We start from the raw sequence: 26,995 nt of genomic DNA on the forward strand, positions 1-26,995 counted from the left end.
CTGATAGGCTGAAGTTCCATGGTCAGAGAACATGGAAATTCGCAAGGGCACATCACCAAACACATTTTCGTCACTGGCGGCGTGGTTTCTTCATTGGGCAAGGGACTGACTGCATCCTCCCTGGGCAGATTGCTCAGAAGCCGCGGAATCCGGGTCCTCCAACAGAAGCTGGATCCCTACATCAACGTCGATCCGGGCACCATGAACCCTTTCCAGCATGGTGAGGTCTACGTGACCGAGGACGGGGCCGAGACCGATCTGGACATCGGCCACTATGAGCGCTTTCTGGATGTCTTCCTCTCCCAGAAGGCCAACGTGACCACCGGGCAGATCTACCAGTCCGTCCTCCGCAAGGAGCGTGCGGGCGAGTACCTGGGTCAGTGCGTCCAGGTCATTCCCCACGTCACCAACGAGATCAAGAGCCGGATGCGGGCACAGGCCGGCGATGACGTGGACGTGATCATCACCGAGATCGGCGGCACGGTCGGCGACATCGAGTCCCAGCCCTTCATGGAGGCCGCCCGTGAGGTCAGGCGTGACATCGGCGCGGACAACTGCATGTTCGTCCATGTCTCCCTGGTGCCTTACATCGCAGCGGCCCACGAGCTCAAGACCAAGCCCACCCAGCACTCGGTCATGGCCCTCCGTCAGCTGGGCATCGCCCCCGATGCCCTGGTCCTGCGCTCGGACCGCCCCCTGAACCAGTCCATCAAGGACAAGATCTCCCTGATGTGCGACGTCGATGCCGAGGGTGTGGTCAACTGCGTGGACGCCCCCAGCATCTATGACGTGCCGAAGATCCTTTATCAGGAGGGTCTGGATGCCTACGTGGTCCGCAAGCTGGAGCTCCCCTTCCATGATGTGGACTGGAACGAGTGGGAGGACCTCCTGGAACGGGTCCACAACCCCAAGAGCCAGGTCACCGTGGCCATCGTCGGCAAGTACATAGATCTTCCCGATGCTTATCTTTCGGTCATCGAGGCCCTGAAGGCCGGCGGGTTCGCCAACTGGGCCAAGGTGGATGTGCAACTGGTCACCGCCGATTCCTGCGAGACCATGGACGGTGCACGTGAAGCCCTGAAGGGTGTCGACGGAATCGTCATTCCCGGCGGATTCGGCATCCGGGGCATCGAGGGCAAGATCGGGGCCCTCAGGTACGCCCGTGAGAGCAAGCTGCCGGCGCTTGGCCTTTGCCTTGGCCTGCAGTCCATGGTCATCGAATACGCCCGTCACGTCCTGGGTCTGGAGGATGCCAACTCCTCAGAGTTCGAGCCTGACTGCGAGCATCCGGTCATCGCCACCATGGAGGAGCAGAAGGATATCGTCGCCGGCCATGGCGACATGGGTCACACCATGCGCCTGGGAGCCTACCCGGCCATTCTCAAGCCTGACTCCCTTGTCGCCGACCTTTACGGGCAGACCGAGATTTCGGAACGGCACCGTCACCGCTACGAGGTCAACGTGGCCTACAAGCAGGACCTGGACAAGGCCGGCCTGCACATTTCGGGGACCAGCCCGGATGGACAGCTGACCGAGTTCGTGGAGCTCCCCAAGGACCAGCATCCCTTCTACGTGGGAACCCAGGCCCATCCTGAGTTCAAGTCCCGTCCGACCAGGCCCCACCCACTCTTCGCGGGTCTGGTCAAGGCCAGCCTGGAGCATCGGCAGGACGCCGATTGATCTGGTGAGGGAAGAACAAGAACACTGGTGATGATTTCGCCCGTTCCCCAAGCGAGGACGGGCGAAATCGGTATTGATGGCCGCCCTCGGCCGGTATCAGATGTGATCTAATTCCCTATAGAGCGTAACCTCAAGTCTGGCGGGTCAATGCCGGCTTGGTTATTCTTGATTGGTAAAAGGCCATCGGTTGGTGACCCTATATGTGTGAGGAGGCCTAAGCTCGTGGATAACACCTCGCAGCAGACGGACACATCACGGGATGTGGAGATGAGCCAGTACGTGGCCGACCGCACCCGTGTCAATGAAGATAAGATCAAAGAAGACGACGAGATCATATCCCAGTTCGGTGAATACAACTACGGTTGGCATGATTCCGACAAGGCCGGGGAGACCGCCCACAAGGGGATTGACGAGAACGTCGTTCGTGCCATCTCGGCCGACAAGGGTGAGCCGAAGTGGATGCTGGACATGAGGCTCAAGGGCTACAGGTCCTTCATGGAGAAGCCCATGCCCGACTGGGGTGTGGATCTGTCGGGGTTCAAGGCGGATGACTTCAAGTACTACGTCAAGCCCCTCAAGGAGCAGGCCAAGTCCTGGGAGGACCTTCCGGACGATATCCGGACCACCTACGATCGCCTGGGCATCCCCGAGGCTGAGAAGAACCGGCTGGTCTCAGGTGTGGCCGCCCAGTACGAGTCCGAGGTCATATACAACTCAATCCGTGACGACCTGAAGAAGCAGGGCGTCATCTTCCTGGATACGGACACGGCCCTCAAGGAACGCCCGGACCTCTTCCGGAAGTACTTCGGCACGGTCATTCCGCCGGACGACAACAAGTTCGCCGCCCTGAACACGGCGGCCTGGTCGGGCGGTTCCTTCGTGTACGTGCCCAAAGGGGTCCACGTGGACATCCCACTCCAGGCCTACTTCCGCATCAATACCCCAAACATGGGGCAGTTCGAGCGGACCCTGATCATCGCCGACGAGGGATCCTACGTCCACTACGTCGAGGGGTGCACGGCACCCATCTACTCCACCGATTCGCTCCATGCGGCCATCGTCGAGATAATCGTCGAGCCCCATGCCCGGGTGCGGTACACCACGGTCCAGAACTGGTCCAACAACGTCTACAACCTGGTGACCCAGCGTGCCTACGTCCGCGAGGGCGGCACCATGGAATGGGTGGACGGGAACATCGGCTCCAAGGCCACGATGAAGTATCCGGCCTGCATCCTGGCCGAGCCCTATGCCAAGGCCGAGACCCTCTCCCTGGGCTTCGCCGGCAAGGGGCAGTACCAGGACACAGGCGCCAAGATGATCCACCTGGCCCCCCACACCTCGTCGACCATCGTCTCCAAGTCCATCTCCCGAAACGGGGGGAGGGCCGCCTACCGTGGTCTGGTCAAGATAGTCAAGGGTGCCGAGAAGTCCTCCTCTTCGGTGGTCTGCGACGCTCTCCTGGTCGACGACTATTCGCGTTCGGACACCTATCCCCACGTGGATGTCCGCGAAGATGACGTCTCCATGGCCCATGAGGCCACGGTATCCAAGGTCTCCGAGGACCAGCTTTTCTATTTGATGAGCCGGGGCCTGGAGGAGAAGGAGGCCATGGGCATGATCGTGCGTGGCTTCGTTGAGCCGATCTCGCGCGAGCTCCCCATGGAGTATGCACTTGAGCTCAATCGCTTGGTCGAATTGCAGATGGAGGGTTCGGTAGGCTGATGTCACAGACAAGCGAAATCACGATTCCCAAGGCGGATCCCAAGGATCCCTATGCCATTCCGGCCCTGATGCCGTCCAGTGCCGATAAGGAGCCCCGCTCCTTCGACCCGGATGACTTCGCGGTTCCCACCACCAAGCAGGATGACTGGCGGTTCACCCCGATCGACCGGATGGGGGAGTTCTTCCAGGTGTTCACACCCAGTGGCCTGACCAGGGCCGAGGTGACCATGATGGACGGGACCCCCGTGGATCCCGCCCGGGTGGCCGTATCTCAGGTCCCTATGGGACAGGCCCCCTGCGGTACCGTCCTCAAGCCCAGTGACCGAGCGGCGGCCGTGGAATGGGCCAGCTGCAGGGAGGCCACCGTGGTCCACTTGAGTGGCCGGTTGGATCAGCCGGTCCTGGTCAGGATTCAGGGAGGTGGCTTGGATCTTGACGCCTTCCACCTGGTGATCCAGGTCGACGAAGAGGCCAAGGTCGACCTGGTCGTGGAGCACGCGGGCCAGGCCCGGTTGGCCGAGGGCACGGAGATCATCACCGGGAAGGACTCCCACGTCTCCACCACCTTCATCCAGGAGTGGGCCCCGGGGTCCAAGCACGTAGGCAACCATCGAATCCACGTCGGCGCCGGCGCCTCCTTGCGTCATTCCGTGGTCACCCTGGGCGGCGATTTCGTCCGCCTGCGTATGGACCAGGACTTTGGTGGGGAACAGGGCGACCTGAACATGCTGGGCATCTACTTCGTGGACCCCGGCCAGCACATCGAGAACCGAACCATGGTGGTCCACAACCACCCGGAATGCAAGTCCCGAGTGGTCTACAAGGGTGCCCTGGACGGGGCCAAGGCCCATTCCACCTGGGTGGGCAACGCCCTGATCCAGCCAACCGCACCCGGCACAGACTCCTATGAGCTGAACAGGAATCTGGTGCTGACCCCCGGGGCCATTGCCGACTCTGAGCCCAACCTGGAAATCGAGAACGGGAACATCATAGGGGCCGGCCACGCCAGTTCCGTGGGGCGTTTCGACGATGAGGAGCTCTTCTATCTTCAGTCGCGAGGCGTACCGGAGCATGAGGCCCGTAAGCTGGTGGTACGTGGCTTCTTCGGCGAACTGGTCGAGGAGATTGGCGTTCCCAGCGTATCCGGTCACCTTATGGGAGTGATCGACCGGAGACTGGCCAAGGGTGAAGATGAAGAGATGCAGCGCGTTTTGGAGGAGAACTGACATGTCAACACTGGAAATCAAGGATCTGTACGCCTCGGTCGAGACCAAGGAGGGTCGTAAGCAGATCCTCAAGGGTGCCACGCTGACGGTCCACTCGGGGGAGACCCATGCCATCATGGGACCCAACGGGTCCGGCAAGTCCACCCTGGCCTACACCCTGGCCGGGCATCCCAAGTATGAGGTGGATTCAGGCCAGGCCCTCCTGGACGGTGAGGACCTCCTGAAGATGACCCCGGACGAGCGGGCCAAGGCGGGTCTCTTCCTGGCCATGCAGTACCCCGTCGAGGTGCCCGGCGTCTCCATGACCAACTTCCTGCGTACCGCCAAGACCGAGGTGGACGGGAGGGCCCCGGCCGTCCGTGAATGGGCCAAGGAGCTGAACAGCGCCATGAAGAGGCTGCGGATGGATCCCAAGTTCGCCCAGCGCTCGGTCAATGAGGGGTTCTCCGGTGGTGAAAAGAAGCGTGCCGAGGTCCTCCAGTTGGAGCTGCTGAAGCCCAAGTTCGCCGTTCTGGACGAGACCGACTCCGGGCTGGACGTGGATGCCCTCCGTATCGTCTCCGAGGGTGTGAACCGGGCCAAGGAGAACACAGGGCTGGGCATCCTCATGGTGACCCACTACACCCGCATCCTCAAGTACATCAAGCCCGACATCGTCCATGTCTTCGCCCAGGGCAGGTTCGTCAAGACCGGCGGACCGGAACTGGCCGACACCCTGGAGGAGACCGGGTATGACCAGTACCTCCCCGAGGGCTCGGAATCGGAGTCAGCACTGGCCTGAAAGACGCGCGGCGGTCAAGGAATGGAGGCCGAAGATGGTTGATGAGGCACGGATACGCAGTCAGTTCCCGATCCTGGACCAGGAGGTGCACGGACACCCTCTGGTCTACCTCGATTCGGCGGCGACGGCCCAAAAGCCGGTCTCCGTGATCGATGCCGTCAGGGACTTCTACCTGCGCGACAATGCAGGGGTCCACCGAGGTGCCCATGAGCTGGCCGCCCGGAGCACCGTGGCATTCGAGGAGGCCCGAGCCAAGGTGGCAGCCCTGGTGGGGGCGGAATCGCATGAAGGAGGCGAGGAGATCGTCGTCACGGCCGGCGCCACGGCCGCCCTGAACCTCCTGGCCACCGCCTTCGGCAACGCCTCCCTGGGGCGCGGTGGAGGGGCCGCACAACGATTCGCCCTGAAGCCGGGCGACGAGATCGTGACCAGCAAGGCCGAGCACCATTCGGTCCTGCTGCCTTTCCAGGAGTTGGCCTACCGCACCGGGGCCACCCTCAAGGCCTTCGACCTGGATGACCAGGGCAGGATCCTGGCCGAAACGGCAGATCAGGTCATCACCGAGCGGACCAGGGTGGTGGCCATCACCCATGTGAGCAACGTGACCGGGGCCATCACCGATATCGATCCGATCGTCAGGCGTGCCCATCAGGTGGGTGCCCTGGTGGTCCTGGACGTATGCCAGTCGGTGCCACATCTGCCCATTGATCTGCATGCCATGGATGTTGACTTTGCGGCATGGAGCGCTCACAAGATGTACGGCCCCACAGGGGTGGGTTTCCTTTACGGCCGGCGCGGGCTTCTGGAGGCCCTGCCCCCGGCATCCTTCGGAGGGTCCATGGTGGAACTGGCCTATATGGACAAGCCCGCCCAGTACATGGACCCGCCGGCCCGGTTCGAGGCGGGCACCCAGCCCGTGGCGCAGCTGATCGGGGCCGGTGTGGCCGCGGACTGGCTGCGCGCCATCGGCATGGACCGGATCGCCGCCCATGAGGCCACCATCACCAGGGGGCTGCTCAGGTTGGGCCAGGTGGAGGGGGTCAGAATCCTCGGTCCCACCACTCCCGAGAACCGTATAGGCACCGTCTCCTTCGATGTGAAGGGGGTCCACCCCCACGATGTGGGCCAGTTCATCGACTCGCGGGGTATCGCCATCAGGGTAGGTCACCACTGCGCCCAGCCCGTCCATAGGCATTTCGGTCTCTTCGCCTCCAACAGGGCCTCGACCGGGATCTACAATACGGTGGCGGAAACGGATGCCCTGCTTGAGGCGGTTGCCGAGGTCAGGCACTTCTTCAAGGTGGATTGAGCGTTCACCAGGGGCACAGCGAGAGGCGCGAAACCAGCAATACGGGTAGGTTGAAGGCATGGCAGATTTTGGCATGAGCGATCAGGAACTGGAGCAGATGTACCAGGAGGTGATTCTGGAGGCGGCCAGGGACCCCCATGGGAGGGTACCCGAGGACCGTCCGGGTTCTCCGGCTCCGCATGATGGCGTGACCATGAAGGTGGAGCACGGGTACTGTGTTCCGGCCGAGTCCCAGCAGTTCAATCCCACCTGTGGCGACCATGCCACCATCCATGTCGAGGTCTCCGATGGTACCGACGGACGACCCAAGGCCATCAGGCGGATCGTCTGGCAGGGCGACGGGTGCTCCATCTCCCAGGCCAGTCTCTCGGTCATGGTCGACCTGGTCCAGGGCAGGAGTGTGGAGGAGGCCATGCACCTGGCCGAGGAGTTCCACAGCCTCATGGAATCGCGCGGAGCTGGAATCCAGAACGAGGATGCCGAGGAGGAACTGGGCGATGCCGTGGTCTTCCAGGGGGTTTCCAAGTACCCCATGCGCATCAAGTGCGCACTCCTGGGCTGGGAGGGCATGAAGGCCTCCGTGGCCCAGGCCCTGACCGATATGGACAAGGAGAAGGAGCAGGCGTAATGAGTTCTTCCGACAATCTGGTGCCGGAGCCCCAGGACTCCATCCTGGCTTCGGTCAACCGTGCCATCGACGACGAGGAGAAGGCCCAGGCCCTGGCGCAGAACCCGACCCAGGCTGAAGCCATCATGGGGATGGGCACCAAGTCCAACCCCGCACCGGTCCGTTCCACCACCGGCTCGAACAAGAAGGCGGACCAGGATGACAGACCGGGTTCCGTGAAGTCACCTGACCGTGCAGGGGATGTCATTGCGGCACCGGGGGCGTCGGGGGAGGAGACGGAGCACGCTTCCTCCATACCCCTCAAGGCCGTGGACGAGATCGGCCGCGCGACCGCGCAGGATGTTCGTGAGGCCCTGCACCAGGTCATCGACCCCGAACTGGGCATCGACGTGGTGGACCTTGGTCTGGTCTATGGAATCGAGATCGACGAGCTGGGCCGTGCCATCATCACGATGACCCTGACCACCCCGGCCTGCCCACTGACCGATCTGATCGAGGATCAGTGCGCCAGCGTCCTGGCCGGTCTGGTCGAGGAATTCCGGATCGACTGGACCTGGACCCCTCGGTGGAGCCTGGACATGATCACCCCTGACGGCCGTGAGCAGCTGGCCGCCATCGGATTCAACCTGGAGAACATGCCCACCTACAGCTGACCACCGGTCCTGCCCGTCGAATACAATGATGATTCCGGTCCGCCGTGACCGGCACGGCGTATGAGAGAAAGCATCGTGATATGTCATTATCCATGGGCTGGAAACTGCACGGCGACGGAAAGACGCTGGCACCGGGCGAGGTCGTTGAACCGGATGAACGACTGACTTGGCCGCGTACGGCAGGCATAGGTGCGCAGCATGTCATCGCCATGTTCGGATCGACCTTCCTGGTTCCGATCCTGACCGGGTTCGATCCATCGACCACCTTGTTCTTCACGGCCTTTTCCACGGCCCTCTTCCTCCTGATCAACAAGAACAAGCTCCCCTCCTACCTGGGCAGCTCCTTCGGCTTCATCGCCCCGATCACCGCGGTCACCACGGCCCACAAAGGCCTGGCCGTGGCCTCCTTCGGGATCATGGTGACCGGTGCCCTCCTGCTCCTGATCGGTGTCATCGTCCACTTCGCCGGTGCCAAATGGATCGACATGATCATGCCGCCCGTGGTCACCGGTGCCATCGTGTCGATCATCGGCTTCAACCTCGCCCCCTCGGCATGGAACAACTTCAAGTCGGCCCCCCTGACGGCCCTGGTCACCCTGGTGGCGGTCATGCTCATATCGGTTCTCTTCAAGGGCCTTATCGGTCGACTGAACATCCTGCTCGGCGTCCTGGTGGGGTACGTCTTCGCCATCACCCAAGGCCAGGTGGACTTCCGGGCCGTCGAAGAGGCGGCCTGGATCGGCCTGCCCCGGTTCCACACGCCCCAGGTCGATATGAGTGTCCTGGCCATGTTCATCCCGGTCGTCCTGGTCCTGGTGGCCGAGAACATCGGCCACGTCAAGTCCGTCTCCCTGATGACCGGCCGCGATTACGACGACCAGATCGGCACGGCTCTGATCTCCGACGGCCTGGGCACCTTCTTCGCCGGGCTCGGCGGCGGGTCGGGCACCACCACCTATGCCGAGAACATCGGCGTCATGGCCGCCACCAAGGTCTACTCCACTGCGGCCTACTGGTGCGCTGCGGCCTTCGCCTTCCTGCTCAGCCTCTGCCCGAAGTTCGGCGCGGTCATCAACACCATCCCCACGGGCGTCCTGGGCGGGGTCACGACCATGCTCTACGGCATGATCGGCATGCTGGGCATCCGCATCTGGGTGGAGAACAAGGTCGACTTCGGCAAGTCCGTCAACATGACCGTCGGCGCCATCGTCATGATCGTCGGTATCGCGGACTTCACCTTCGCGGTTGCCGGCATCAGTTTCAACGGCATCGCCATCGGCTCGGTCGCGACCCTGGTCATGTACCACGGCCTCAAGGCCATCGGGCGCTGGAGGGGGACCATCGACGGCGATGACTACATCCATGAGGACCAGCCGGCCCAGGCCCAGGAGACAGCGGGGAAGCACTGACCTTCAGGACCTATCGTCGCCGACGGTCATCGGCATAGGGGTGCGCCCCTGCATGGATTCGGGTCCACCCCGTGTCAGGCGTGCAGGGGCCGCGTCGCATAGAAGGCGACGGCACTGGAGGCGGCCACGTTCAGGCTGTCCACCTGGTGACTCATGGGAATGCGCACCGTCAGATCGCAATGGGCGATGGTCTGCCTGGACAGTCCGTCACCCTCGGTACCGAAGATCAGGGCGAGCCTGTCGATATGCCCGGGATCCGTACTGCCGGATCGGGGGAGGAGACGGGCGGTCAGATCGTCCAGGCTGATCGAATCATCACTCAGGGCCATTGCGGCGGTCGTGAATCCCAGTCGGTGCAGATCCTCCAGACCCTGAACCGGCCAGTAATGCCTGTCATCCCCGCCGATCCTGGTCCAAGGCACCTGGAAGACGGTCCCCATGGAGACCCTGGCGGCGCGCCGATACAAGGGGTCCGAGCAGGAGGGGGTCACCAGGACGGCATCCACACCCAGGGCGGCCGCCGAACGCATCAGGGCCCCGATGTTGGTGTGGTCGACGATGTTCTCCATGACGGCCACCCGTCTGGCATCCCTGCAGACCTGATCGACCGAGGGGAGGGGCCACCGGCGCATGGCGGCCAGGGCGCCCCGGTGGAGGCGGTATCCGGTTATGGCCCTCAGCTGCTCAGGACTGGCCACATAGACCGGTACATCGGGGCCGAAGGAGCCATCGACCTGGTCGAACAACCCGCCCATGCCCTCCAACCAGGGTTCCTCCACCAGGAAGGAGATGGGCTCGACACCGGCATCCAGGGCCCGGGTGATGACCTTTGGCGACTCGGCTATGAAGAGCCCCTTGGCCGGTTCCAGCCGGTTCCGAAGCTGGAGCTCGGTAAGGTGGGTGTACGCCTCGATACGGTCATCATCGATGGACCCTATGGGTATCGTGCGCATCCTCGTCTCCTTCCCCTAGGTGGGGATGTCCCCGGCGGCATCGATCACCTGTCATCCGGCCCGCACGCCACCCTGCAGGCTCCATGTCCGGCGGCGAACCACCGGCCTGAGGAGGGGAGGGCGAGAATCGGACATGGCGGAAGGGGAAACCCATCTACCGAAAAGGCACCATCGTGACGGAATCATCCCGATGGTGCCCAATCCGTGTCCGGAACGGGAGTTGAACCCGTACGCCTGTATAAAATAGGCACTAGCACCTCAAGCTAGCGCGTCTACCATTCCGCCACCCGGACAGGTGCGCTTTCGCAACAGAGGAAACTATAGCATCTTTGGGCCGATTTTGCATAGGGGGCAAGGGTTGCGTGTCGTTGGGTCCGGGCCGGGGCACGAGGCCGACATCTCCCATACGCCGGTTTTCGCCCGGCGACGCTAGCCTGAAAGGCATGACCGCACCGCTCTTTCTCTTGGACCCGGAACGGGACGACACCCCCCTGGCCAGTGACGAACTCCACACGGGATGGAAGCTCAGGCTTCCCCAGCATGTCAGACGTCATGCCATCCGATCGATGAGGTTGTCCCAGGGCTGTGAAATTCAACTGTCGGACGGGCAGGGGCTCAGGCTCCGGGCCACCATCAAGGATGTCGAAACAGGCTTGGTCGAGGTCACCGCCGTCGGGCGGGAGAATGCGCCTGACGTGTCCCTGATCCTGGTTCAGGCCCTGGCCAAGGGTGGTCATGATGAGGATGCCATCGATATGGCCACCCAGATAGGGGTCGACAAGGTGAGACCCTGGCAGGCGGATCGGTCCATCGCCAAGTGGAAGGAGGGTCGGACCGATCGCAAGTGGCGCCAGGTCCTCGATGCGGCCACCGAGCAGTCCAGACGGGCCATGACACCAGAACTCCTTCCGGTCCTGACCAGCAAGCCCCTGGTTAGGGACTGTCATGAGGCGACCGGACGGGGAGACCTGACTGTTGTGCTTCACCAGGACGCGACCATGGACTGGGAGGATGTGGAGCAGCGGGCCGCAAGCCTGGATACCGGCAGATGCGTGCGTGTCATCATCGGTCCTGAAGGTGGGATCGGCATGATGGAGGTCCAGGAGATGGTCGAGGCCGGGGCGGTGGCCACGGCCCTGGGTGGAAACATCCTGAGGGCTTCTACGGCTGGCCCCGTGGCCCTGACCCTCCTGGCACGGGCCCTCGGGCGGTGGAGGTGCTGATTCTCGGTTGTCCGGCTTCAATCCGGGCGAAATATCTGACAAGAACCATATGATGGTTGGTAGTGAATCTCAATCGTGAAAGGTCTGACCAAGGAGCGGGTATGAGTGATTCAGAACATGGTGACGGCTGCATCTTCTGCAAGATCATCGCGGGTGACATTCCCAGCCAGAGGGTCTATGAGGACGAAAGCGTCTATGCCTTCAAGGACGCCAACCCCAAGGCCAAGGTCCATGTTCTGATCGTTCCCAGGCGCCATTACGCCAATGTGGCCGAGCTGGCCAAGGCCGATCCCCGGACCCTGGCCCACATCGTCGAGGTGGCCCAGTCCATCGCCGACCAGGAGTTCCACGGTGCCTACCGACTGATCTTCAACTCCGGAGAGGATGCCGGCCAGTCCGTCTTCCATGTGCACGCCCATGTCATGACCGGGGAGGTCCTGCCCGAGTGACTGCTGCTGAGACGACAGAGGGGATGACGTGGCGGTAACGACACGAAGCCTGGATATTCCATCGGAACTCGACCCCGTCCTCGTCCTGGGGCCGGGCGACGCGGTGATGGACCGAATCGAACGCGCCTTTCCGCATGTGAACATCCTCATCAGGGGGAACCGGATCATCCTGACCGCCACCAACCCCCTAGGGGACAAGGAGGCCGGCCAGGTCTACGACCTGATCGGGGAACTGGTCCAGGCCGCCTACCAGGTGCCCATGGATGCCGAAGAGGTCGGCAAACTCCTGGACCACCGGCGGATGGGTAATCCCTTCCTGACCGGAGCAGTCATTGCCGCATCCGGGAAGGACCAGGCCCTGCCCCAAGGTCGTCATGTGGCCACCTACGCCGATTCCGGCACAGACAAGGGTCATCGCCATGCCGGAATCACCGGTGCGTCTCCTCGAGTTCCGGATAACAGGGCAGATAACCTGTACGAGAGGCATTCGGAAGCCGCGGAACCCGATTGGAAGGAGGAAACCGGTATCACAAGAGAGCGAATGCACCAGGGCAAGGAGTCGGAGGCCGATGACCGTCACCTGGAACCGTATGAGGATGACCAGGACGAAAGCAGGCACCGGGCGGCCCTTTCGTCGGCAGTGGCCATGAGGACTCCTTTGACTTACGCTTCCAAGGGCCCCATCCGTCCCAAGACGGCAGGTCAGATGGCCTATGTCTCTTCTATGCAGACCCATACGATCACATTCGGAATCGGGCCTGCGGGAACAGGCAAGACCTACCTGGCCGTGGCCAAGGCGGTTCAGACCTTCCAGACGAAGCAGGTCAGCCGCATCATCCTGACACGCCCCGCAGTGGAGGCGGGCGAGAGCCTGGGCTTCCTCCCGGGTACCCTGAATGACAAGGTCGATCCCTACCTACGCCCCCTGTACGATGCCCTCTCCGACATGCTGGGTACCGAACGGATGCACCACTACCTGAGCAATGAGACCATCGAGGTGGCCCCACTGGCATACATGCGTGGCCGCACGCTCAATGACGCCTTCGTCATCCTGGACGAGGCCCAGAACACCACCCGTCAGCAAATGAAGATGTTCCTGACCAGATTGGGGTTCAACACCAAGATGGTCATCACCGGCGATATCACCCAGGTCGACGTGGGACTGCCGGCCTCGGGACTGGCCACGATCGAAGAGATCCTGGGAGGGATCGATGACATCGCCTTCGTCCATCTGGAGGCGGGGGACGTGGTCCGCAACAGGTTGGTGGGCAGGATCGTCCGCGCCTACGACAAGGCGGCGGCCAGGCAGCGCGGAAGGTCGGGGCGGGAATGAGTGTGGAAGTCACCAATGAGACCCAGTGGGAGATCGATGCCAGGACCTTCTCGGACCTGGGTATCTGGGTCCTGGACCAAATGCAGGTCAGCCCCCAGTCCGACATGACCATCATCTTCAACGACCCGGATCCCATGGCCTCCCTGCATGAGCGGTGGATGAACCTCCAAGGTCCGACCGACGTGATGAGCTTCCCCATGGATGAGCTCCGCCCGGGCGATGGAAGCCGGAAAGTGGAGGGAATCCTGGGCGACATCGTCATCTGCCCCTGGGTGGCCGCCCAACAGGCCCAGGCCGCCGGGCATTCGGTCATGGAGGAGATGTTGCTCCTGACCATTCACGGCACCCTTCACCTCCTGGGGTATGATCACACCACCAAGGCTCAGGAGGGGCAGATGTTCGGCCTTCAGCGCCAGCTCCTGCTCACCTTCCTGGCCTTGCGACAGGGGCCCATGGGTGAGGCCACCCTGCCTGCCGGAGCCTTCAATGCCCTGGAATCCTACGAAGACAGTCATGAATCCGGGCATGGACCGGGCACGGGTATGGTCGGCCACAGGGGCCGGTCATGAATCCGAAAGAGGAGTTGCAATGACCAGCCGTTCGATCCTGATGCTGATCGCCATGGCACTGGTGGTGCTGATCCTTATTGGTCTCTCCCTGGTCCTGGCTGCAGCCGAGGGCTCGGTGACCAGGGTGACCAGATCCAGTCTGAACAACCTGATCCTGGGTCTGCAGACCGACCAGGATTTGAGCCAGTTCTCCAGGATGAAGCGGATCGACCGGATCCACAAGGCCCAGAAGCTCATCTCCCAGCGCCAGGCCACCTCCAGTGGATGCGCCTATTTCCGGGTCATCTGTGACATCCTCATCGGTCTTCTGGTGGGGGGCATGACCCAGGTGGCCGGCTTCCGAATCTGGGAGCAGGTGGTCTGTGGCCTGGTGGCCGCCGTCCTGGTGGCCGTCATCTCAGTCACCATCGGACCCAGGAGAAATGGCACCAGACAGCCTCTGGAGATCCTGCTCAGGTATGTGCGGATCATATCGATCGCGGTCCGTCTGACTCCTTTCAAGAAGCGGCGCAGGATTAATTCCTGGTCCAGGAGCTCCCGGCGGAGTGACCTCTCGGATGACGAAGAGCTGGAGAAGATTCAGATCGAGCAGGGCAGGGCCATGGTCGACCAACTGGTCGAGGCCGGCGCTTTCGATCCCGAGATATCGGAGATGATCAAGAACGTCCTGACCCTCTCCACCACCCTGACCCGTGAGATCATGGTTCCCAGGACCGACATGATCTGCATGGGGAAGGACACCAGCCTGGAGGCCGCCCTGAAACTCTTCTCCCGGTCCGGTTTCTCCAGGATTCCGGTCATCGGCGAGGACATGGACGACCTGATCGGCGTGGTCTACCTGAAGGACGTGGTCAGGGCCATCTCCCTGGGTAGGCAAAAGGACCAGGGGCCCATCGCCTCCATCGTTCGCAAACCGGTCCTGATACCCGAATCCAAGCCCGTGGATGACCTCTTCCACTACATGCAGAAGTCCCGTCATCATTTGGCGCTTGTGGTCGATGAGTATGGCGGCATCGCCGGTCTGGTCACCATCGAGGATGCCATCGAGCAGATCGTGGGTGAGCTGGAGGACGAGCATGACCGGGTCCAGCACAACCAGCCCAAGCAGATCGGACCCCACACCTGGAGTCTGCCCGCACGTACCTCGATAGCGGAGCTGGAGGAGCTTTTCGAGATCGATATCGACGAGGATGACGTGGATACGGTCTACGGACTCCTGACCAAGCTTCTCGGCTCGGTTCCGGTCGAGGGGTCTTCCGCGGTGACCAGAGGCATACGATTGACGGCGGCTGATGCTGTCGGTCGCCGGAAGAAGATCGCCACCATCATCGTGGAGCCGGCGGATGACTCGGACATCACCCTGGACGAGGAACCCGCCAGTCAGGACCCGGACCAGGAAGGTCCGGACAGTGGCCAGGAATGAAGACAAGGAAAAGCGGTACATGACACACATACGCACCAAGGGGACCACCCCCGGTCAGAACCATACCGACCCTGAGGGCGGCGATTCCTGCCAAGGCTCCCAGGACCAGCCCTACCGCTCAGGTTTCGTGGCCGTGGTGGGAAGGCCCAACGTGGGCAAGTCGACTCTGATGAACGCCCTGGTGGGCAGGCCCATCGCCATCGCTTCATCCAGGCCGGAGACCACCCGCAAGGCCATCCGGGGTATCGTCACCGACCCCGATGCCCAGCTGGTCCTGGTCGACACCCCTGGTATCCACCGCCCACGGACCCTCCTGGGCCAGCGTTTGAACGACGTGGTGGAGGCCTCCCTCTCAGACGTGGATGCCATTGCCTTCCTCCTGCCCGCCGATCAGACCATCGGCCCCGGCGACAAGAGGATCCTCAGCCGGCTCAGGTCCAACTTCGCCAAGAAAGACCAAGCCGGAAAGTGGCACTGGCGCAAGCCTCTGATCGCGGTGGTCACCAAGATCGACCGCCTGGACAGGGAGGAGCTGGTGGCCAAGCTCATCGAGGTCTCCGACTTTGCGGACTTCGATCAGATCGTGCCGGTCAGTGCCGTGAGCGAGGACAACGTCGATGAGGTCAAGCAGGTCCTGATCGACGCCATGCCGGTCGGGCCGCAGATGTATCCGGCAGGCCAGCTGACCGAGGAACGTCCCGGGGACATGATTGCGGAGTTGGTCAGGGGGGCCTTCCTGGAGGAGCTTGACGACGAGCTGCCCCACTCCCTGGCTGTGAACGTCGACTCGATCGAGCCGGCCGAGGATGGGCACAAGGCACAGGTCCATGTCTCCATCTATGTGGAGAGGGACTCCCAGAAGCCCATCATCATCGGCCATGGTGCCGAACATCTGGTCCGGGTCAGGAAGAAGCTGAGGACTGCCGTCAATCGCACCCTGGGTCAGAAGGCCGCACTTGATCTCCACGTCAAGGTGGCCAAGAACTGGCAGGGGGACCCCAAGCTCCTCCAGAGGCTCGGCTTCTGAGGGGGAGGTCCTGCTGATTGGCGGCACAGCCTATGTCTTGATCGGGATAACCGTTTCATGAACTTCTGCGGTCGCCGAGCGATCCTGCTCCATACGGGAGGTATAGGCGATCCTTAGGGCCCCTTTCCTGCTGGATGAGCAAATCCGGTCGCATACGAGGAAGGGGTCGGCATTGCCCAAGGATTCCACTCACTGGGAAACAGGGATTCGAGGTATCAGGGAACTACGCCATTCATCATGAAACAACGTTTCGACTCATCCGGAAACAAGATGACAATGTGTCCACTGACGTACCGGTCGACAATGTGTCCTCGCTTGCAATCATATAATCAGCTGCACCAAGAGCAGCCACAGATGACAGCCGCTGTTCAGCATGCATCCGCACCCTTGAGCAAGGCAAAAATGACGTAGGGGAGCGGATTCCCTTTGCGGTACCAGCGACTATGTGTCTAGGATACAGGCAATACGCGGAAGGAACCATCTCTGCAGTGGCGAAGGGACATGATCAGTGGAACGATCTCGAATTGATCCGGATACTGATGATATAACGCTGATCAAGATGGTGGCCGCCGAAAATGAATCTGCCTTTGAAGCACTGTACAACAAGTATGCCCATACCGTCCAAGCTTTCATTTCCCTGCGAACATCCGGCGACGAGGATGCCAGTGAAGCTTTTGCCGACACGTGGCTGGGGTGCTGGCGTTCCTCGAAATCCTTTCGCGCGGAAAGCCGGGTTCTTACCTGGATACTCAGCATTGCACGACGACAGATATATATGAAATGTCGCAAGCCAAGGCTACCCGACCAAATGGATTCGGAGGAACTCGACTCGATAGCCGATGATCGTCTGGAACCTGCAGAACTCGTCAATAGGGATCTGATGATGGAAACAATACGGGAGAAGATTGATGCGCTCCCAAGGGAAATGGCATACACGGTAACCCTGGCCTGGCTCCACGAGTTATCCTATCCGGAAATTGCCTCACTGCTTGACATTCCGGTTGGGACCGTGAAGTCTCGTCTTGCTCGCGCAAAACAGATCCTGCGTCCGCAGCTGACAGCCCTCGCTTCAGGCAGCGGCCAACGACTGCAAAGCCGGAGAGGATGAAGGGGAAATGATGGCAACTCAAAACAAGAGCTCAGACCCAGTCACAGAAGATTACCGGGATGAAGTTCAGGAGGTGCTTCGGGAAAACGAGCAGCATGCCCAGCCACCGGTTCCAGCATTCACCAGCGTGATGAAGGCAATCTACCAGGAGCCGTCGCTGGCCGCAGAACAGCCGATACCATTCAAGCGTCGAGTACGTTCCTGTGGGCAACTTGTTCGGGCCCAATTGAACCTTCTGCCCCGATATATCATGCTGATAGAAATTGTGATAGCAGCGGGCGCTGTTGTGATCAGCAGCGTTTTGCATGGTGCACGGTACGGTGGCCTCGGTCTGCATATATTGTCAAATCTGCTCATGCTGAACATGGCGCTGACGGTAATCCTGGTTTTTTCCGTTAGGGATGATCGCGAATTGATGCTCAGTATGCCTCTCGGACCTCAGGTCGTAGTAGCTACCAGGCTGTTGCTGGCCTTTATTTCCAATATCGTCGTCGGGGGTGCAGCCTTATTGGTCGCCACTGCAATCAACCCGGTAATGAGACCCCTACCAGCCATTACCCAAGTGATAGCCCCTGCAACCCTCCTGGCGAATATTGTGGCCCTTCTCTGCATATGGCAATACTCTTGGGTGGCGCTGCTCCTGGGGGCACTTGCACCATTAGTGAGAACTCTGCAAGATCTCGGGCCATCATTCCTCCTGCCGGCATGGGTCGATTCGGCACCCTCTACAACCGCTGCCTGGGCAGGGATCATCCTCCTGGCAACGGGACTCCTAAGCGCTGCCATCTTTACGGCCCCTCTTGCCTGGCATGCCCAACTCGCCGATGGGGATAAGAACTGTTGAACCTTTTGATCCACTCTCGCTACTAACTGAATAGACGGGACAAGTTGCAGGTAATGTCCGGCGACGGCCCGTGGCCAAAACCAGATATGGAAGAGGTGGATGAGGTTGACTTTCGCAGGTATGCAGCTCAAAAGGTTTTCCCTACCGGCGGTACTGCCTTTCATGATGACCTTGGGCATTCTGCTTACGGGCATCTTACTGGAGGCAATCTGTTCGTTGAGCCGCATAAGGGTGGTTATGATGGCTCTCACTCAGGTGCCGATGATCACTTCCGGTATATGTACGGCTTGTGTGCTCAACGGCGACCCACTCGTTGAGCTCTCTGAGTCGACTCCAAGTGGATGGCGGAAGGTTCAAGCAACCAGGCTGCTTATCATCACCGGGGCATTTCTCATCGCCACGGCGCTTCTTTTTATCGGCTTGCATATGCTGCGACTATGGCCACGTGACCTGGGGTGGGTGAGCATGATTACCCCGGTCGGCGGTATTCTCATTGTCAATTGTCTGGTTTTCCTTATAGCCGTACTCACCATGTCCATGCCAACGTCGTCGCTGGCCTCCATTGCCGTCTGGCTGTTTTTATGTTTGATATGGGATCCGTACATCACCGATCCGGTCCGGCAACGACTCGTCCCGTTGACCATTGCAGCAGCATGCGCAATCTTCGGTTGGAACGTGTGCGGTGATTCAGAACGCAATGCACTCAAGGTGGCAGACCTATGAGAACACTCAGCCTTTTACACATCACACTGCTGATGGTTTATCGACGAAAAGCCTTGTGGATAGCCAGCATACCGCTGGCGCTCTTCGCCCTCTTTCTGGCCTATGCCTCTCCCATGTCACCCGGACTCAACAAAATACAGGGTCTTGTCTTTACCGGACAGGTTCTTGCCATATTCACCTCGTTGGCATATGCGGCATCGTTCAGCAACCTTATGACTGCCGGCAAGCGAGCAGGTATGGACGAACTTGAATCCACCTCCGCCTTACCGATGGCTGTCATCCGCTTGGCTCAAGTCCTGGGGGCCTGGGGTATTTGCATATCATCTTCCCTGTTTATCCTTGTATTGATCGCGGTCTATCAAGCCTTCCACGGCAACGGTGAGGCGATAATCAGGGCCCTGGCGGTAGTGCTTGTCATACTCTCACCATCAATTCTGATTGCTACGGGGATATCCGCCCTGCTGGGAGCCCTGTTACCCACAGTCCCAGCCCGAATTCTTGCCGTCCTGGTATGGGCTTGGCTGGCCTTCCATACCCCTCTCTTACCACTTCCAACGCTCAATGGCGGCCCCCTGTCGGTCATTGGCGATCCCATTGCTCAGGGATGGTTCCATACCGATCCTGTGTACTCACCAACGAACGGCGCCTTTACCGTCCAATCAGGGTTCCTATCCCTGCTCTGGCAGGGGAGTATTATCGTCATCCTCTTCACCGGTGCAAACATGGCCTCCAACCACATACAGGTTCGGTCCGACCGTCTACTGACGTTGAAAGGAAATTCCTCGCATGTTTATCTCCATTGATCATCTGACAAAGGATTTTCGTGGGAGACCAGCCGCTTTAGATAACCTGACGGTTGACCTTCCACAAGGCATGATAGGGCTTATTGGACCGAATGGTGCCGGCAAAACAACCCTCATGCGTATTCTCACAGGAATAATCAAACCGTCCAAGGGCAAAATCCTTATTGATGGACAGGACCTGTCCACTCCGGTCAATAGGCGTATTCTGAAACGAAACCTGGGTTATCTGCCACAGAACATCACCCCGTATGACAATCTGTCCCCGCTTGAATTCCTTGACTATATCGGCATCCTGAAAATGATCGACGACAAACGCGTTCGGCAGCAGCAGGCACACACCCTCCTGGAACAGGTGGGATTGGAAGACGTGATGAGCCAACGTATCGGGGGGTTCTCCGGGGGGATGAGGCGGAGGGTGGGAATCGCACAGGCCCTTATGGGTGATCCCCGGCTGCTTGTAGTCGATGAGCCCACAGCGGGGCTGGATCCTGAAGAGCGCATGCGGTTCCGCACTCTCCTTGCTCAGCTGGGGCAGAATCGAACCGTTATCCTCTCCACCCACATACTCGATGATGTTGCGCAAACCTGCCCCTGGGTATGTGTATTACGCTCTGGACGCAGGCAGTATGACGGACCGACACAGGGGCTGATCCATGAAGCCGACGGTCACACCTGGATCACGCCACCCATCGCGGCCCCACCGGATGCTGCCACGATCATCAACGCCGAACCCACACCAAACGGGACAAGGTACCGCATAGTTACCGATACCCCGCCCGCAGGTTCCGTAGAAACTGCGCCCAACCTCGAGGATGGATATATGGCTTTGGCCAGGGAACACTAGATACCGTCGATTACTCAGCAAAATCAATATTCAAGTATGAAAGTGCGTCGAATACACATGAAGCGAATCAAGCAGAGCATCAAGGCCCTTCTCCTTATATGTGCCACAACCACGCTGACCGTGGGGGTTGGAGGCTGCACTGATGGCATGAGTCATCCTGAAGAATATCCCGCTGATGGAAGCAACAAGGTTGCAGCTACCAGTAACCCACAGACAATTTCAAAAGAGGATCTGGGGCACACATGGCCCCTGAAGGTAGATGAAGGCACCGTGTCATGCGAGCACAGCAGGCAGGGAGACCCCATCCTCCGCTTTACCACTCCGGATGGCGTACAGTACGCACTTAACCAGGTGCCAGGCAATGAAAATCTAACCAACATCTCAACATTGAAATCAGATGACAGTAAGTCTGTAGGAACTCTGATGAGTTTCGCATTCTCAGTCTGTGACCTGCCAAAATAAACTGGTGTAACAAGGCCCGGCATGTAGCCCTTCCGGACAGCATGCCGAATCCCAAATAACCTACCGGATTGTGCATCGGGATGAACTGTTGTTTCATGGCATAGGATGATGTGCACGGTCGATATCAGGCACGTGCGATTGCCGGTCGCTGCCTCTCACCGCCGGGGAGGGTCACATCATGTTCTCCAACAATGAAATCCAGGCCCGAAATGTCAAGGACCACCAGGTCACCAAGGCCGACAACCGGTTTTTCCTAGCCGGCTGTCGGCCTTTCTCCGGTATCGTGAGGAGGGCCTGCTAACGGCGGACCGCATTCCCCTTCTTGGAGACGTACATCCTGGTGTTGAGGAGGTCGGTGTAGCGCTTGATGACCTTGGGGCGTATCACCTTCATGGAGGGGGTCATCAGGCCGTTCTCCTGGGTGAACTCCTCGGGGAGGATGATGAACTTACGGACCGATTCAGCCCGGGATACCCCCTCGTTGGCCTTGTCGACATGTTCCTGGACCTCGGCCCTGACCACGGCGTTCCCGGCGGCCTCCTGCATGGACATGTTCTGGTCCAGCCCCTTGGAGGCCAGCCAGGGCCTCAGGGCGGACTCATTCAAGGTCACCAGGGCCGAGATGAAGGGCCGTTTATCGCCCAGGACCAGGGCCTGGGAAACGATCTCGGACCTCTCGATGATCTCCTCGATGGGCCTGGGGGAGACGTTCTTGCCGCCTGCCGTGATGATCAGGTCCTTCTTCCTGCCAGTCAGGTAGAGGAAGCCGTCGCGCGAGATTCGACCCAGGTCACCGGTGGCATACCAGCCATCGGGGGTGAAGGAGTCCTCGGTTGCCTGGTCGTTCTTATGGTAGCGGTGGAAGACGCAGGTCCCCTTGATCTGCACCTCGCCGTCCTGGGCGATACGGATCGTGAACCCGGGGAAGGGGATGCCCACGGAACCCTTGTGGTAGGGGGTCCCCAACGGGCTGAAGGCGCAGGGGGCCGTGGTCTCTGTGAGGCCGTAACCCTCGTAGACCGGTACGTTGGCGCCACGGAAGAAGCCCAGGAGCTGGGGGTCGAGGGGGGCGCCACCGGAGACGATCCACTTGGCCCTGCCGCCCAGGACCTGCCTGAGGGAGTTGTAGACAATCGGATCGTACAAGGCCCTGCGCATGGCATCGCTTCTGGTCGGCCACCCCTGAACGGAGATGTCGGTCATGTACTTCCTTGCGGCCTTGGCGGCCCCGGAGAAGATCTTCCCCTTGGGACCATGGCCGGCCTTCTGGGAGGCGGCGTTGTAGACCTTCTCGAACACCCTCGGAACCCCGATGATGACCGTCGGCTTCGATTCCTGGAGGTCGGGGAGGAGGGTGGCCATGCCCGAGGAGATGTATACGTGCATGTCGCCGTAAATCACCCCGTAGCTGATGGCCCGGGCGAAGGTGTGGGCCTGGGGGAGGAAGAGGAGGATGGACCCTTCGGGGTCGTGGGTCAGGTTCGGGATGAAGGCGTTCAGGTTCCTGGCCAGTTGGCAGTAGTGCTCATGGGTCATTTCCACCCCCTTGGGGGCGGCGGTTGACCCGGAGGTGTAGACGATGGAGCAGAGATCGCCCTTCATGATGGAGTTGATACGCTCGTCCAGCTCTGCATCGCTGACCGACTCGCCATACGCCTGGAACTCCTGGAGGAGGCCTGATTCCAGGCAGGAGATCCGCTCCAGGGTGGGGCAGTCCTTCTCGGCCCCCTCGGCCTTTGCCCGCATGTCCGTGGTCTGGACGATCAGGAGGCGGGCATCGGAGTTGTTGACGATGAACCGGATCTGCTCGGCAGAATCGGTGTCGTAGATGGTGGCGATGACTCCACCGATGGATAGGACGGCCGCATCGATGATGTCCCACTCATAACTGGTTCGGCACATGAAAGCGACGGCGTCGCCTTTCTTGATGCCATAGTGGAGGAAGCCCTTGGCGGTCTTGCGTATGTCGCTCAGGACCTCCCTGCCGGTCCGGTATGTCCAGGCACCGTTCTCCACAAAATGGAGGACGGGCTTGTCCGGGGTGCGACGCGCGCGGTCTGCGTAGATGTCATAGATGGTCATGCCATCCGGGACCGGGCCCATGCCATCGGTCCTGGCCGTCATCAGACCCTGATCCAGGAAGGTGGTGGTGGCGTAGTCCGCCGACCAGAAGTGCCTGTTGGGTAGTCCTGCCTGGTCCTGCTCGGACGTTCGGCCGGTTCCGGCACCGTCTGCAGCGTTCGGATCCTCCGTCGGATCATCCTCATGACCCACACGGTGTGTCACGTAAGATTTGACCGATGATAGTAACGACACATTGACTCCTTATCGCAATCAGATACGACAAGGATACTCGTGGTCTAGGAAAAATCCGGCCCCGGCCTTCGTCTTTGCATCAGGCACCGGTGGTGGTATAGTGGCAGGGTTGCTTTGGCGAGGGAGACTCTCCGTCTCCGTAATCGACTCGGCGTGATTGTCTTCGACCTCCTTACCGGACGGCCCAGGAATCCGACGCGGCGATGCGCCAGGATCGGCCCTGGTCGGTCCCTCAATCAACCAAGGAGGAATGAGAATGCCCAATACCTTGAAGCTCAAGGGTGAAGTCCGCGACCAGTTCGGCAAGGGAGCTGCCCGCCGCATGCGTGTGGCCCGACAGATTCCCGCCACCATCTATGCCGGTGGCGCCCAGCCGGACTACATCAAGCTTCCCATGCGTGAGACCACCCTGGCCCTGCGCCGTGCCAACGCCCTCTTCAGCATCGAGTTCGACGGCAGGACCAAGATGGCCGTGGTCAAGGACGTTCAGCGGAACCCGGTCAAGCGCCAGGTCGAGCACATCGACTTCTATGAGGTCCGTGCCGGCGAGAAGGTGACCGTCGAGGTCCCCGTCTTCATCAACGGCGAGACCAAGGGTGCGGCAGTGGCCTTCATCGACACCCAGAACCTCCAGGTCCGGGCCGACGTATCGAACCTGCCCGAGCGTATTGACATCAGTGTCGAGGGCATGTCCGACGGTGACAGGATCCTCGCCAAGGACATCAAGCTGCCGGAAGGTTCCGAACTGATCATCGATGACCTTGAGGATTCCATCGTGACCGTCGAGATCCCCAAGGAGGAGACCCTGACCAACCCGGCCGAGACCGAGGCCGCCGTCCCTGCCGCTGGCGAGGGCGAGGGCGAGGGAGCGGCTTCCTCCGAGGAATCGGCTGAGTGAGCCCCCTTCGGACTTCTGCACCTTCGAGGGCCGGGTGGGCGCCTGTCGCTCCCCGGCCCTCCTGCCGTCCCAAGGCGGCCGGTAGAGGGGCCGGTCATAATGTGAAACGCAAAACTCCGCATCCGATCGGCTATGTCATAGTTCCCTTAAACGCCAGTCGCCATAAGCGCAGCGTCCAACAACCCAACCAGCAGTGAGAAGAAGTGGCAACAATGGCAGAGCAATCACATCACGAACCGGCAGTCCTGAGCAGGATGGCGGATTCCTTCCCGGTCGAGCCCAACGACCACCCGGCCACCGATGAAGAGCGGGCCAGGCTGATCGACAAGCCGGCCTTCGGACAGCTCTTTTCCGACAATATGACACACATGAGGTGGACCCGGGATGGTGGCTGGTCCGACCGGCGGGTCGAGCCCTACGGCCCCCTGGCCCTGAACCCGGGTGCCTCTGTTCTCCACTATGCCCAGGAGGTCTTCGAAGGACTGAAGGCCTACCACCATGGTGACGGTTCCATCTGGCTCTTCCGCCCCGATGCCAATGCTGAGCGCTTCCACAATTCCGCCAGGCGTCTGGCCCTCCCGCCTCTGGATATGGAGGACTTCCTGGGATCGGTGGCCGCCCTGGTCAGGCAGGACGCGGCCTGGGTACCCACCCGTCGTGAGTACACGCTCTACATGCGTCCCTTCATGTATGCCTCCGAGCCCTTCCTGGGCGTCCGCGCACCCCATGAGGTGGATTACTGCGTCATAGCCTCGCCCTCCGGTCCCTACTTCGCGGGCGGCGTCAAGCCGGTCAGCATCTGGGTCGAGGACAAATGGTTCCGCACCGGCCCCGGTGGCACCGGCTTCGCCAAGTGCGGCGGCAATTATGCGGCCTCCCTCCTGGGGGAGAACCGCGGCAAGGAGCACGGCTGCGAACAGGTCTGCTTCGTCGACGCATCCACCAGGACCTACCTGGAGGAGCTGGGTGGCATGAACATGTTCACCGTCCACAAGGACGGACACCTGGAGACCCCCAGCCTGACCGGTACAATCCTGCCCGGTGTGACCAGAAACTCCCTGATTCAGTTGGCCAAGGACCACGGCCGTGACGTGGTCGAGACCATGATCCGCCTCCAGGACCTTCTGGATGACATCAGGTCCGGCGAGGTGACCGAGGTTTTCGCCTGCGGCACCGCCGCCATCATCACGCCCATCGGCCGCTTCAAGTCGGAGGAGTTCGATGTCCAGGTGGCCGACGGCGGCTCCGGCCAGGTCACCATGGACCTGCGCAACGAGCTTTTGGGCATCCAGCTGGGTGAGATCGAGGATCCGCACAACTGGATGTGGAAGGTCTGCTGAGACTTTCCTCAATCGGACGGCGGGCCGGTATTCCGTAGAATACCGGCCCGCCGTTTTGCATGGTCGATCTTGGCCTGCCACAACCGGCATGTGGCGGACGGACCTTGGTTAGGCTTGGACCGGAAAGCAGTCGCCGGCACCTCCCGGCCGCATGGAAAGGCAGGGCATGAAGACCGTCTTGGAAGGCAACCTGATCTTCGTGGCCATCGAGTACCTGGGTATCTTCAGCTGCGGTCTCGCCGGTGGCCTGGCGGCGGTCCGGAGGCAGTTCGATATCATGTCCATCCTCCTGGTGGCCTGGATAACGGCCCTGGGAGGCGGAATCGTCCGTGACGTCCTCCTAGGTCTGGTCCCGCCCGTGGGGATCACCGACAAGGGATCGGTCCTGGCCACCATCCTGTCCGGCCTGGTCGTGGCCGTGGCCCATCCGGAGATCGACCGGATGAAGTGGCAGATGATCGTCTCGGATGCCATGGCCGTGGGTGCCTTCGCCGTCAATGGCACGGCCAAGGCCCTGGGCTGCGGGACAGGGGGGATGACCGCAATCTTCCTGGGGATGGCCACGGCTCTGGCCGGCGGCCTTCTGCGTGACGTCCTGCTCAATCAGGTTCCGGCGGTCATCCAGGACAAGCACTGGTACGCCCTGCCCTCCCTGATCGGATGCTTTTTGACCCTGGTGGTGGTGCGGCTCCGGGAGCGGGGGCTCTACACCACCCAGGTGGAGATGCTGTTGGAGCTGTCGGTCGTGGCTCTGGTCGTCGTCCTGCGGTTCCTGTCGGTCCGCTTCGACATCGTCGTCCCCGGGGCGGTCGAACGCAGCAAGGCCCACCTGCCCATGAGTGATGAGCAGATCGGCGCCGCCATCAGCCACATGCTGGGGGGCAGATCCGACCTGAAGGTGACCATCTCTTCCAGGCGGTCGACCCACCGGCGTGATGGGTCCAAGAAAAAAAGACCATCATCCCAGCGCTGAGGATGATGGTCCAGTAGGGCCGAAGCCCCGATAGGTCAGAGCGCGTTGATGGCGGTGGCCAGGCCGGACTTGCGGTTGGCGGCCTGGTTGCGGTGAATCACACCCTTGCCGGCGGCCTGGTCCAGACGACGGGCGGCGACCCGATAGGCGGCCTGGGCGGCCTCCCTGTCACCGGCATCCACGGCCGTGCGTACGGAACGTACGGAAGTCTTGATGGCGCTCTTGACCTCCTTGTTGCGCAGGTGTGCCTTCTCGTTGGTGATGACCCGCTTCTTCTGCGACTTGATGTTTGCCAATGT

26 protein-coding genes and 1 tRNA gene are annotated in these 26,995 nt (G+C 60.9%); 23 read left to right on the top strand and 4 right to left on the bottom strand.

Annotated elements, in window-relative coordinates; translation table 11 throughout:
• Positions 1-18: 18 nt before the first annotated feature.
• The 8 genes from Q0K62_RS00775 to Q0K62_RS00810 all read left to right on the top strand — a co-directional run bounded on the left by Q0K62_RS00775 (position 19) and on the right by Q0K62_RS00810 (position 9,408).
• Positions 19-1,680, top strand: coding sequence for a CTP synthase (locus tag Q0K62_RS00775; protein ID WP_297316077.1), 1,662 nt, complete (start codon positions 19-21; stop codon positions 1,678-1,680).
• A 267-nt stretch (positions 1,681-1,947) separates the two neighbouring features.
• The gene (sufB, locus tag Q0K62_RS00780) at positions 1,948-3,402 is read left to right on the top strand and encodes a Fe-S cluster assembly protein SufB (RefSeq protein ID WP_297316121.1); all 1,455 of its coding nucleotides are present in this window, start codon (positions 1,948-1,950) and stop codon (positions 3,400-3,402) included.
• The gene (sufD, locus tag Q0K62_RS00785; RefSeq protein WP_297316078.1) at positions 3,402-4,628 is read left to right on the top strand and encodes a Fe-S cluster assembly protein SufD; all 1,227 of its coding nucleotides are present in this window, start codon (positions 3,402-3,404) and stop codon (positions 4,626-4,628) included. The genes sufB and sufD overlap by 1 nt, the downstream gene beginning before the upstream one ends.
• Before the next feature lies 1 nt (position 4,629).
• Positions 4,630-5,409 carry a Fe-S cluster assembly ATPase SufC gene (sufC, locus tag Q0K62_RS00790; RefSeq protein ID WP_297316079.1) on the top strand — a complete coding sequence of 260 codons (780 nt, stop codon included), beginning with the start codon at positions 4,630-4,632 and terminating at the stop codon, positions 5,407-5,409.
• Positions 5,410-5,443: 34 nt separating this feature from the next.
• Positions 5,444-6,718 (top strand): SufS family cysteine desulfurase, encoded by a 1,275-nt coding sequence (locus tag Q0K62_RS00795; protein WP_297316080.1) that lies wholly within the window; start codon positions 5,444-5,446, stop codon positions 6,716-6,718.
• Positions 6,719-6,776: 58 nt separating this feature from the next.
• A complete protein-coding gene (sufU, locus tag Q0K62_RS00800; protein WP_297316081.1) occupies positions 6,777-7,346 on the top strand; it encodes a Fe-S cluster assembly sulfur transfer protein SufU in 570 nt (189 codons plus the stop codon).
• Positions 7,346-7,999, top strand: a complete 654-nt coding sequence (locus Q0K62_RS00805; protein ID WP_297316082.1) for a metal-sulfur cluster assembly factor — start codon at positions 7,346-7,348, stop codon at positions 7,997-7,999. The genes sufU and Q0K62_RS00805 overlap by 1 nt, the downstream gene beginning before the upstream one ends.
• Positions 8,000-8,079: 80 nt before the next feature.
• On the top strand, positions 8,080-9,408 hold the full coding sequence (locus Q0K62_RS00810; RefSeq protein WP_297316083.1) for a solute carrier family 23 protein: 1,329 nt from the start codon (positions 8,080-8,082) through the stop codon (positions 9,406-9,408).
• Positions 9,409-9,482: 74 nt separating this feature from the next.
• Here the strand turns inward: Q0K62_RS00810 and Q0K62_RS00815 are convergent, their stop codons facing one another.
• Complete coding sequence (locus Q0K62_RS00815) at positions 9,483-10,361, bottom strand: RNA methyltransferase (RefSeq protein WP_297316084.1); 879 nt, start codon at positions 10,359-10,361, stop codon at positions 9,483-9,485.
• Positions 10,362-10,566: 205 nt separating this feature from the next.
• A tRNA-Leu gene (locus Q0K62_RS00820) sits at positions 10,567-10,654 on the bottom strand.
• Positions 10,655-10,804: 150 nt separating this feature from the next.
• On the opposite strand from Q0K62_RS00820, the gene Q0K62_RS00825 reads away from it, so the two are divergent.
• From Q0K62_RS00825 to Q0K62_RS00880, 12 genes are all read left to right on the top strand, one after another.
• Entirely contained in the window at positions 10,805-11,584 is a 780-nt protein-coding gene (locus Q0K62_RS00825; protein ID WP_297316085.1) for a 16S rRNA (uracil(1498)-N(3))-methyltransferase, read from the top strand.
• A 101-nt stretch (positions 11,585-11,685) separates the two neighbouring features.
• Entirely contained in the window at positions 11,686-12,033 is a 348-nt protein-coding gene (locus tag Q0K62_RS00830) for a histidine triad nucleotide-binding protein (RefSeq protein ID WP_297316086.1), read from the top strand.
• Between the two features lie 28 nt (positions 12,034-12,061).
• Positions 12,062-13,366, top strand: coding sequence for a PhoH family protein (locus Q0K62_RS00835; protein ID WP_297316087.1), 1,305 nt, complete (start codon positions 12,062-12,064; stop codon positions 13,364-13,366).
• Complete coding sequence (gene ybeY, locus Q0K62_RS00840) at positions 13,363-13,935, top strand: rRNA maturation RNase YbeY (RefSeq protein WP_297316088.1); 573 nt, start codon at positions 13,363-13,365, stop codon at positions 13,933-13,935. The genes Q0K62_RS00835 and ybeY overlap by 4 nt, the downstream gene beginning before the upstream one ends.
• Positions 13,936-13,954: 19 nt before the next feature.
• The gene (locus tag Q0K62_RS00845; RefSeq protein ID WP_297316089.1) at positions 13,955-15,358 is read left to right on the top strand and encodes a hemolysin family protein; all 1,404 of its coding nucleotides are present in this window, start codon (positions 13,955-13,957) and stop codon (positions 15,356-15,358) included.
• Positions 15,345-16,385, top strand: coding sequence for a GTPase Era (gene era, locus Q0K62_RS00850; RefSeq protein WP_297316090.1), 1,041 nt, complete (start codon positions 15,345-15,347; stop codon positions 16,383-16,385). The genes Q0K62_RS00845 and era overlap by 14 nt, the downstream gene beginning before the upstream one ends.
• A 508-nt stretch (positions 16,386-16,893) precedes the next feature.
• Positions 16,894-17,493 (top strand): sigma-70 family RNA polymerase sigma factor, encoded by a 600-nt coding sequence (locus tag Q0K62_RS00855; RefSeq protein ID WP_297316091.1) that lies wholly within the window; start codon positions 16,894-16,896, stop codon positions 17,491-17,493.
• A gap of 10 nt (positions 17,494-17,503) precedes the next feature.
• Positions 17,504-18,337 (top strand): hypothetical protein, encoded by an 834-nt coding sequence (locus Q0K62_RS00860; RefSeq protein ID WP_297316092.1) that lies wholly within the window; start codon positions 17,504-17,506, stop codon positions 18,335-18,337.
• A gap of 237 nt (positions 18,338-18,574) precedes the next feature.
• Positions 18,575-19,060, top strand: coding sequence for a hypothetical protein (locus tag Q0K62_RS00865; RefSeq protein WP_297316093.1), 486 nt, complete (start codon positions 18,575-18,577; stop codon positions 19,058-19,060).
• Positions 19,057-19,863, top strand: coding sequence for a murein hydrolase transporter LrgB (locus Q0K62_RS00870; RefSeq protein ID WP_297316094.1), 807 nt, complete (start codon positions 19,057-19,059; stop codon positions 19,861-19,863). The genes Q0K62_RS00865 and Q0K62_RS00870 overlap by 4 nt, the downstream gene beginning before the upstream one ends.
• Positions 19,847-20,707 carry an ABC transporter ATP-binding protein gene (locus tag Q0K62_RS00875; protein WP_297316095.1) on the top strand — a complete coding sequence of 287 codons (861 nt, stop codon included), beginning with the start codon at positions 19,847-19,849 and terminating at the stop codon, positions 20,705-20,707. The genes Q0K62_RS00870 and Q0K62_RS00875 overlap by 17 nt, the downstream gene beginning before the upstream one ends.
• A 57-nt stretch (positions 20,708-20,764) precedes the next feature.
• On the top strand, positions 20,765-21,169 hold the full coding sequence (locus Q0K62_RS00880) for a DUF2511 domain-containing protein (RefSeq protein WP_297316096.1): 405 nt from the start codon (positions 20,765-20,767) through the stop codon (positions 21,167-21,169).
• A 297-nt stretch (positions 21,170-21,466) separates the two neighbouring features.
• Here Q0K62_RS00880 and Q0K62_RS00885 read toward each other — a convergent pair whose 3' ends face one another.
• The gene (locus Q0K62_RS00885) at positions 21,467-23,485 is read right to left on the bottom strand and encodes an AMP-dependent synthetase/ligase (RefSeq protein WP_297316097.1); all 2,019 of its coding nucleotides are present in this window, start codon (positions 23,483-23,485) and stop codon (positions 21,467-21,469) included.
• A 256-nt stretch (positions 23,486-23,741) separates the two neighbouring features.
• Here Q0K62_RS00885 and Q0K62_RS00890 point away from each other — a divergent pair, with 256 nt between their 5' ends.
• The 3 genes from Q0K62_RS00890 (at position 23,742) to Q0K62_RS00900 (ending at position 26,696) form a co-directional block, all read left to right on the top strand.
• Positions 23,742-24,383 carry a 50S ribosomal protein L25/general stress protein Ctc gene (locus Q0K62_RS00890; RefSeq protein ID WP_297316098.1) on the top strand — a complete coding sequence of 214 codons (642 nt, stop codon included), beginning with the start codon at positions 23,742-23,744 and terminating at the stop codon, positions 24,381-24,383.
• Positions 24,384-24,595: 212 nt separating this feature from the next.
• A complete protein-coding gene (locus tag Q0K62_RS00895) occupies positions 24,596-25,723 on the top strand; it encodes a branched-chain amino acid aminotransferase (protein ID WP_297316099.1) in 1,128 nt (375 codons plus the stop codon).
• Between the two features lie 166 nt (positions 25,724-25,889).
• Positions 25,890-26,696 carry a TRIC cation channel family protein gene (locus Q0K62_RS00900; protein WP_297316100.1) on the top strand — a complete coding sequence of 269 codons (807 nt, stop codon included), beginning with the start codon at positions 25,890-25,892 and terminating at the stop codon, positions 26,694-26,696.
• A 35-nt stretch (positions 26,697-26,731) separates the two neighbouring features.
• Here the strand turns inward: Q0K62_RS00900 and rpsT are convergent, their stop codons facing one another.
• Positions 26,732-26,992 (bottom strand): 30S ribosomal protein S20, encoded by a 261-nt coding sequence (gene rpsT / locus Q0K62_RS00905; protein ID WP_297316101.1) that lies wholly within the window; start codon positions 26,990-26,992, stop codon positions 26,732-26,734.
• Positions 26,993-26,995: the final 3 nt, after the last annotated feature.

The organism is uncultured Bifidobacterium sp. (genome assembly GCF_945269915.1).
GTDB lineage: Bacteria > Actinomycetota > Actinomycetes > Actinomycetales > Bifidobacteriaceae > Bombiscardovia > Bombiscardovia indica.

Coding starts and splice junctions, on each gene's coding strand:
- Q0K62_RS00775 (WP_297316077.1), top strand. CDS start 19: ATGGTCAGAGAACATGGAAATTCGCAAGGGCACATCACCAAACACATT.
- sufB (WP_297316121.1), top strand. CDS start 1,948: ATGAGCCAGTACGTGGCCGACCGCACCCGTGTCAATGAAGATAAGATC.
- sufD (WP_297316078.1), top strand. CDS start 3,402: ATGTCACAGACAAGCGAAATCACGATTCCCAAGGCGGATCCCAAGGAT.
- sufC (WP_297316079.1), top strand. CDS start 4,630: ATGTCAACACTGGAAATCAAGGATCTGTACGCCTCGGTCGAGACCAAG.
- Q0K62_RS00795 (WP_297316080.1), top strand. CDS start 5,444: ATGGTTGATGAGGCACGGATACGCAGTCAGTTCCCGATCCTGGACCAG.
- sufU (WP_297316081.1), top strand. CDS start 6,777: ATGGCAGATTTTGGCATGAGCGATCAGGAACTGGAGCAGATGTACCAG.
- Q0K62_RS00805 (WP_297316082.1), top strand. CDS start 7,346: ATGAGTTCTTCCGACAATCTGGTGCCGGAGCCCCAGGACTCCATCCTG.
- Q0K62_RS00810 (WP_297316083.1), top strand. CDS start 8,080: ATGTCATTATCCATGGGCTGGAAACTGCACGGCGACGGAAAGACGCTG.
- Q0K62_RS00815 (WP_297316084.1), bottom strand. CDS start 10,361: ATGCGCACGATACCCATAGGGTCCATCGATGATGACCGTATCGAGGCG.
- Q0K62_RS00825 (WP_297316085.1), top strand. CDS start 10,805: ATGACCGCACCGCTCTTTCTCTTGGACCCGGAACGGGACGACACCCCC.
- Q0K62_RS00830 (WP_297316086.1), top strand. CDS start 11,686: ATGAGTGATTCAGAACATGGTGACGGCTGCATCTTCTGCAAGATCATC.
- ybeY (WP_297316088.1), top strand. CDS start 13,363: ATGAGTGTGGAAGTCACCAATGAGACCCAGTGGGAGATCGATGCCAGG.
- Q0K62_RS00845 (WP_297316089.1), top strand. CDS start 13,955: ATGACCAGCCGTTCGATCCTGATGCTGATCGCCATGGCACTGGTGGTG.
- Q0K62_RS00860 (WP_297316092.1), top strand. CDS start 17,504: ATGGCAACTCAAAACAAGAGCTCAGACCCAGTCACAGAAGATTACCGG.
- Q0K62_RS00865 (WP_297316093.1), top strand. CDS start 18,575: ATGATGGCTCTCACTCAGGTGCCGATGATCACTTCCGGTATATGTACG.
- Q0K62_RS00870 (WP_297316094.1), top strand. CDS start 19,057: ATGAGAACACTCAGCCTTTTACACATCACACTGCTGATGGTTTATCGA.
- Q0K62_RS00875 (WP_297316095.1), top strand. CDS start 19,847: ATGTTTATCTCCATTGATCATCTGACAAAGGATTTTCGTGGGAGACCA.
- Q0K62_RS00880 (WP_297316096.1), top strand. CDS start 20,765: ATGAAGCGAATCAAGCAGAGCATCAAGGCCCTTCTCCTTATATGTGCC.
- Q0K62_RS00890 (WP_297316098.1), top strand. CDS start 23,742: ATGCCCAATACCTTGAAGCTCAAGGGTGAAGTCCGCGACCAGTTCGGC.
- Q0K62_RS00895 (WP_297316099.1), top strand. CDS start 24,596: ATGGCAGAGCAATCACATCACGAACCGGCAGTCCTGAGCAGGATGGCG.
- Q0K62_RS00900 (WP_297316100.1), top strand. CDS start 25,890: ATGAAGACCGTCTTGGAAGGCAACCTGATCTTCGTGGCCATCGAGTAC.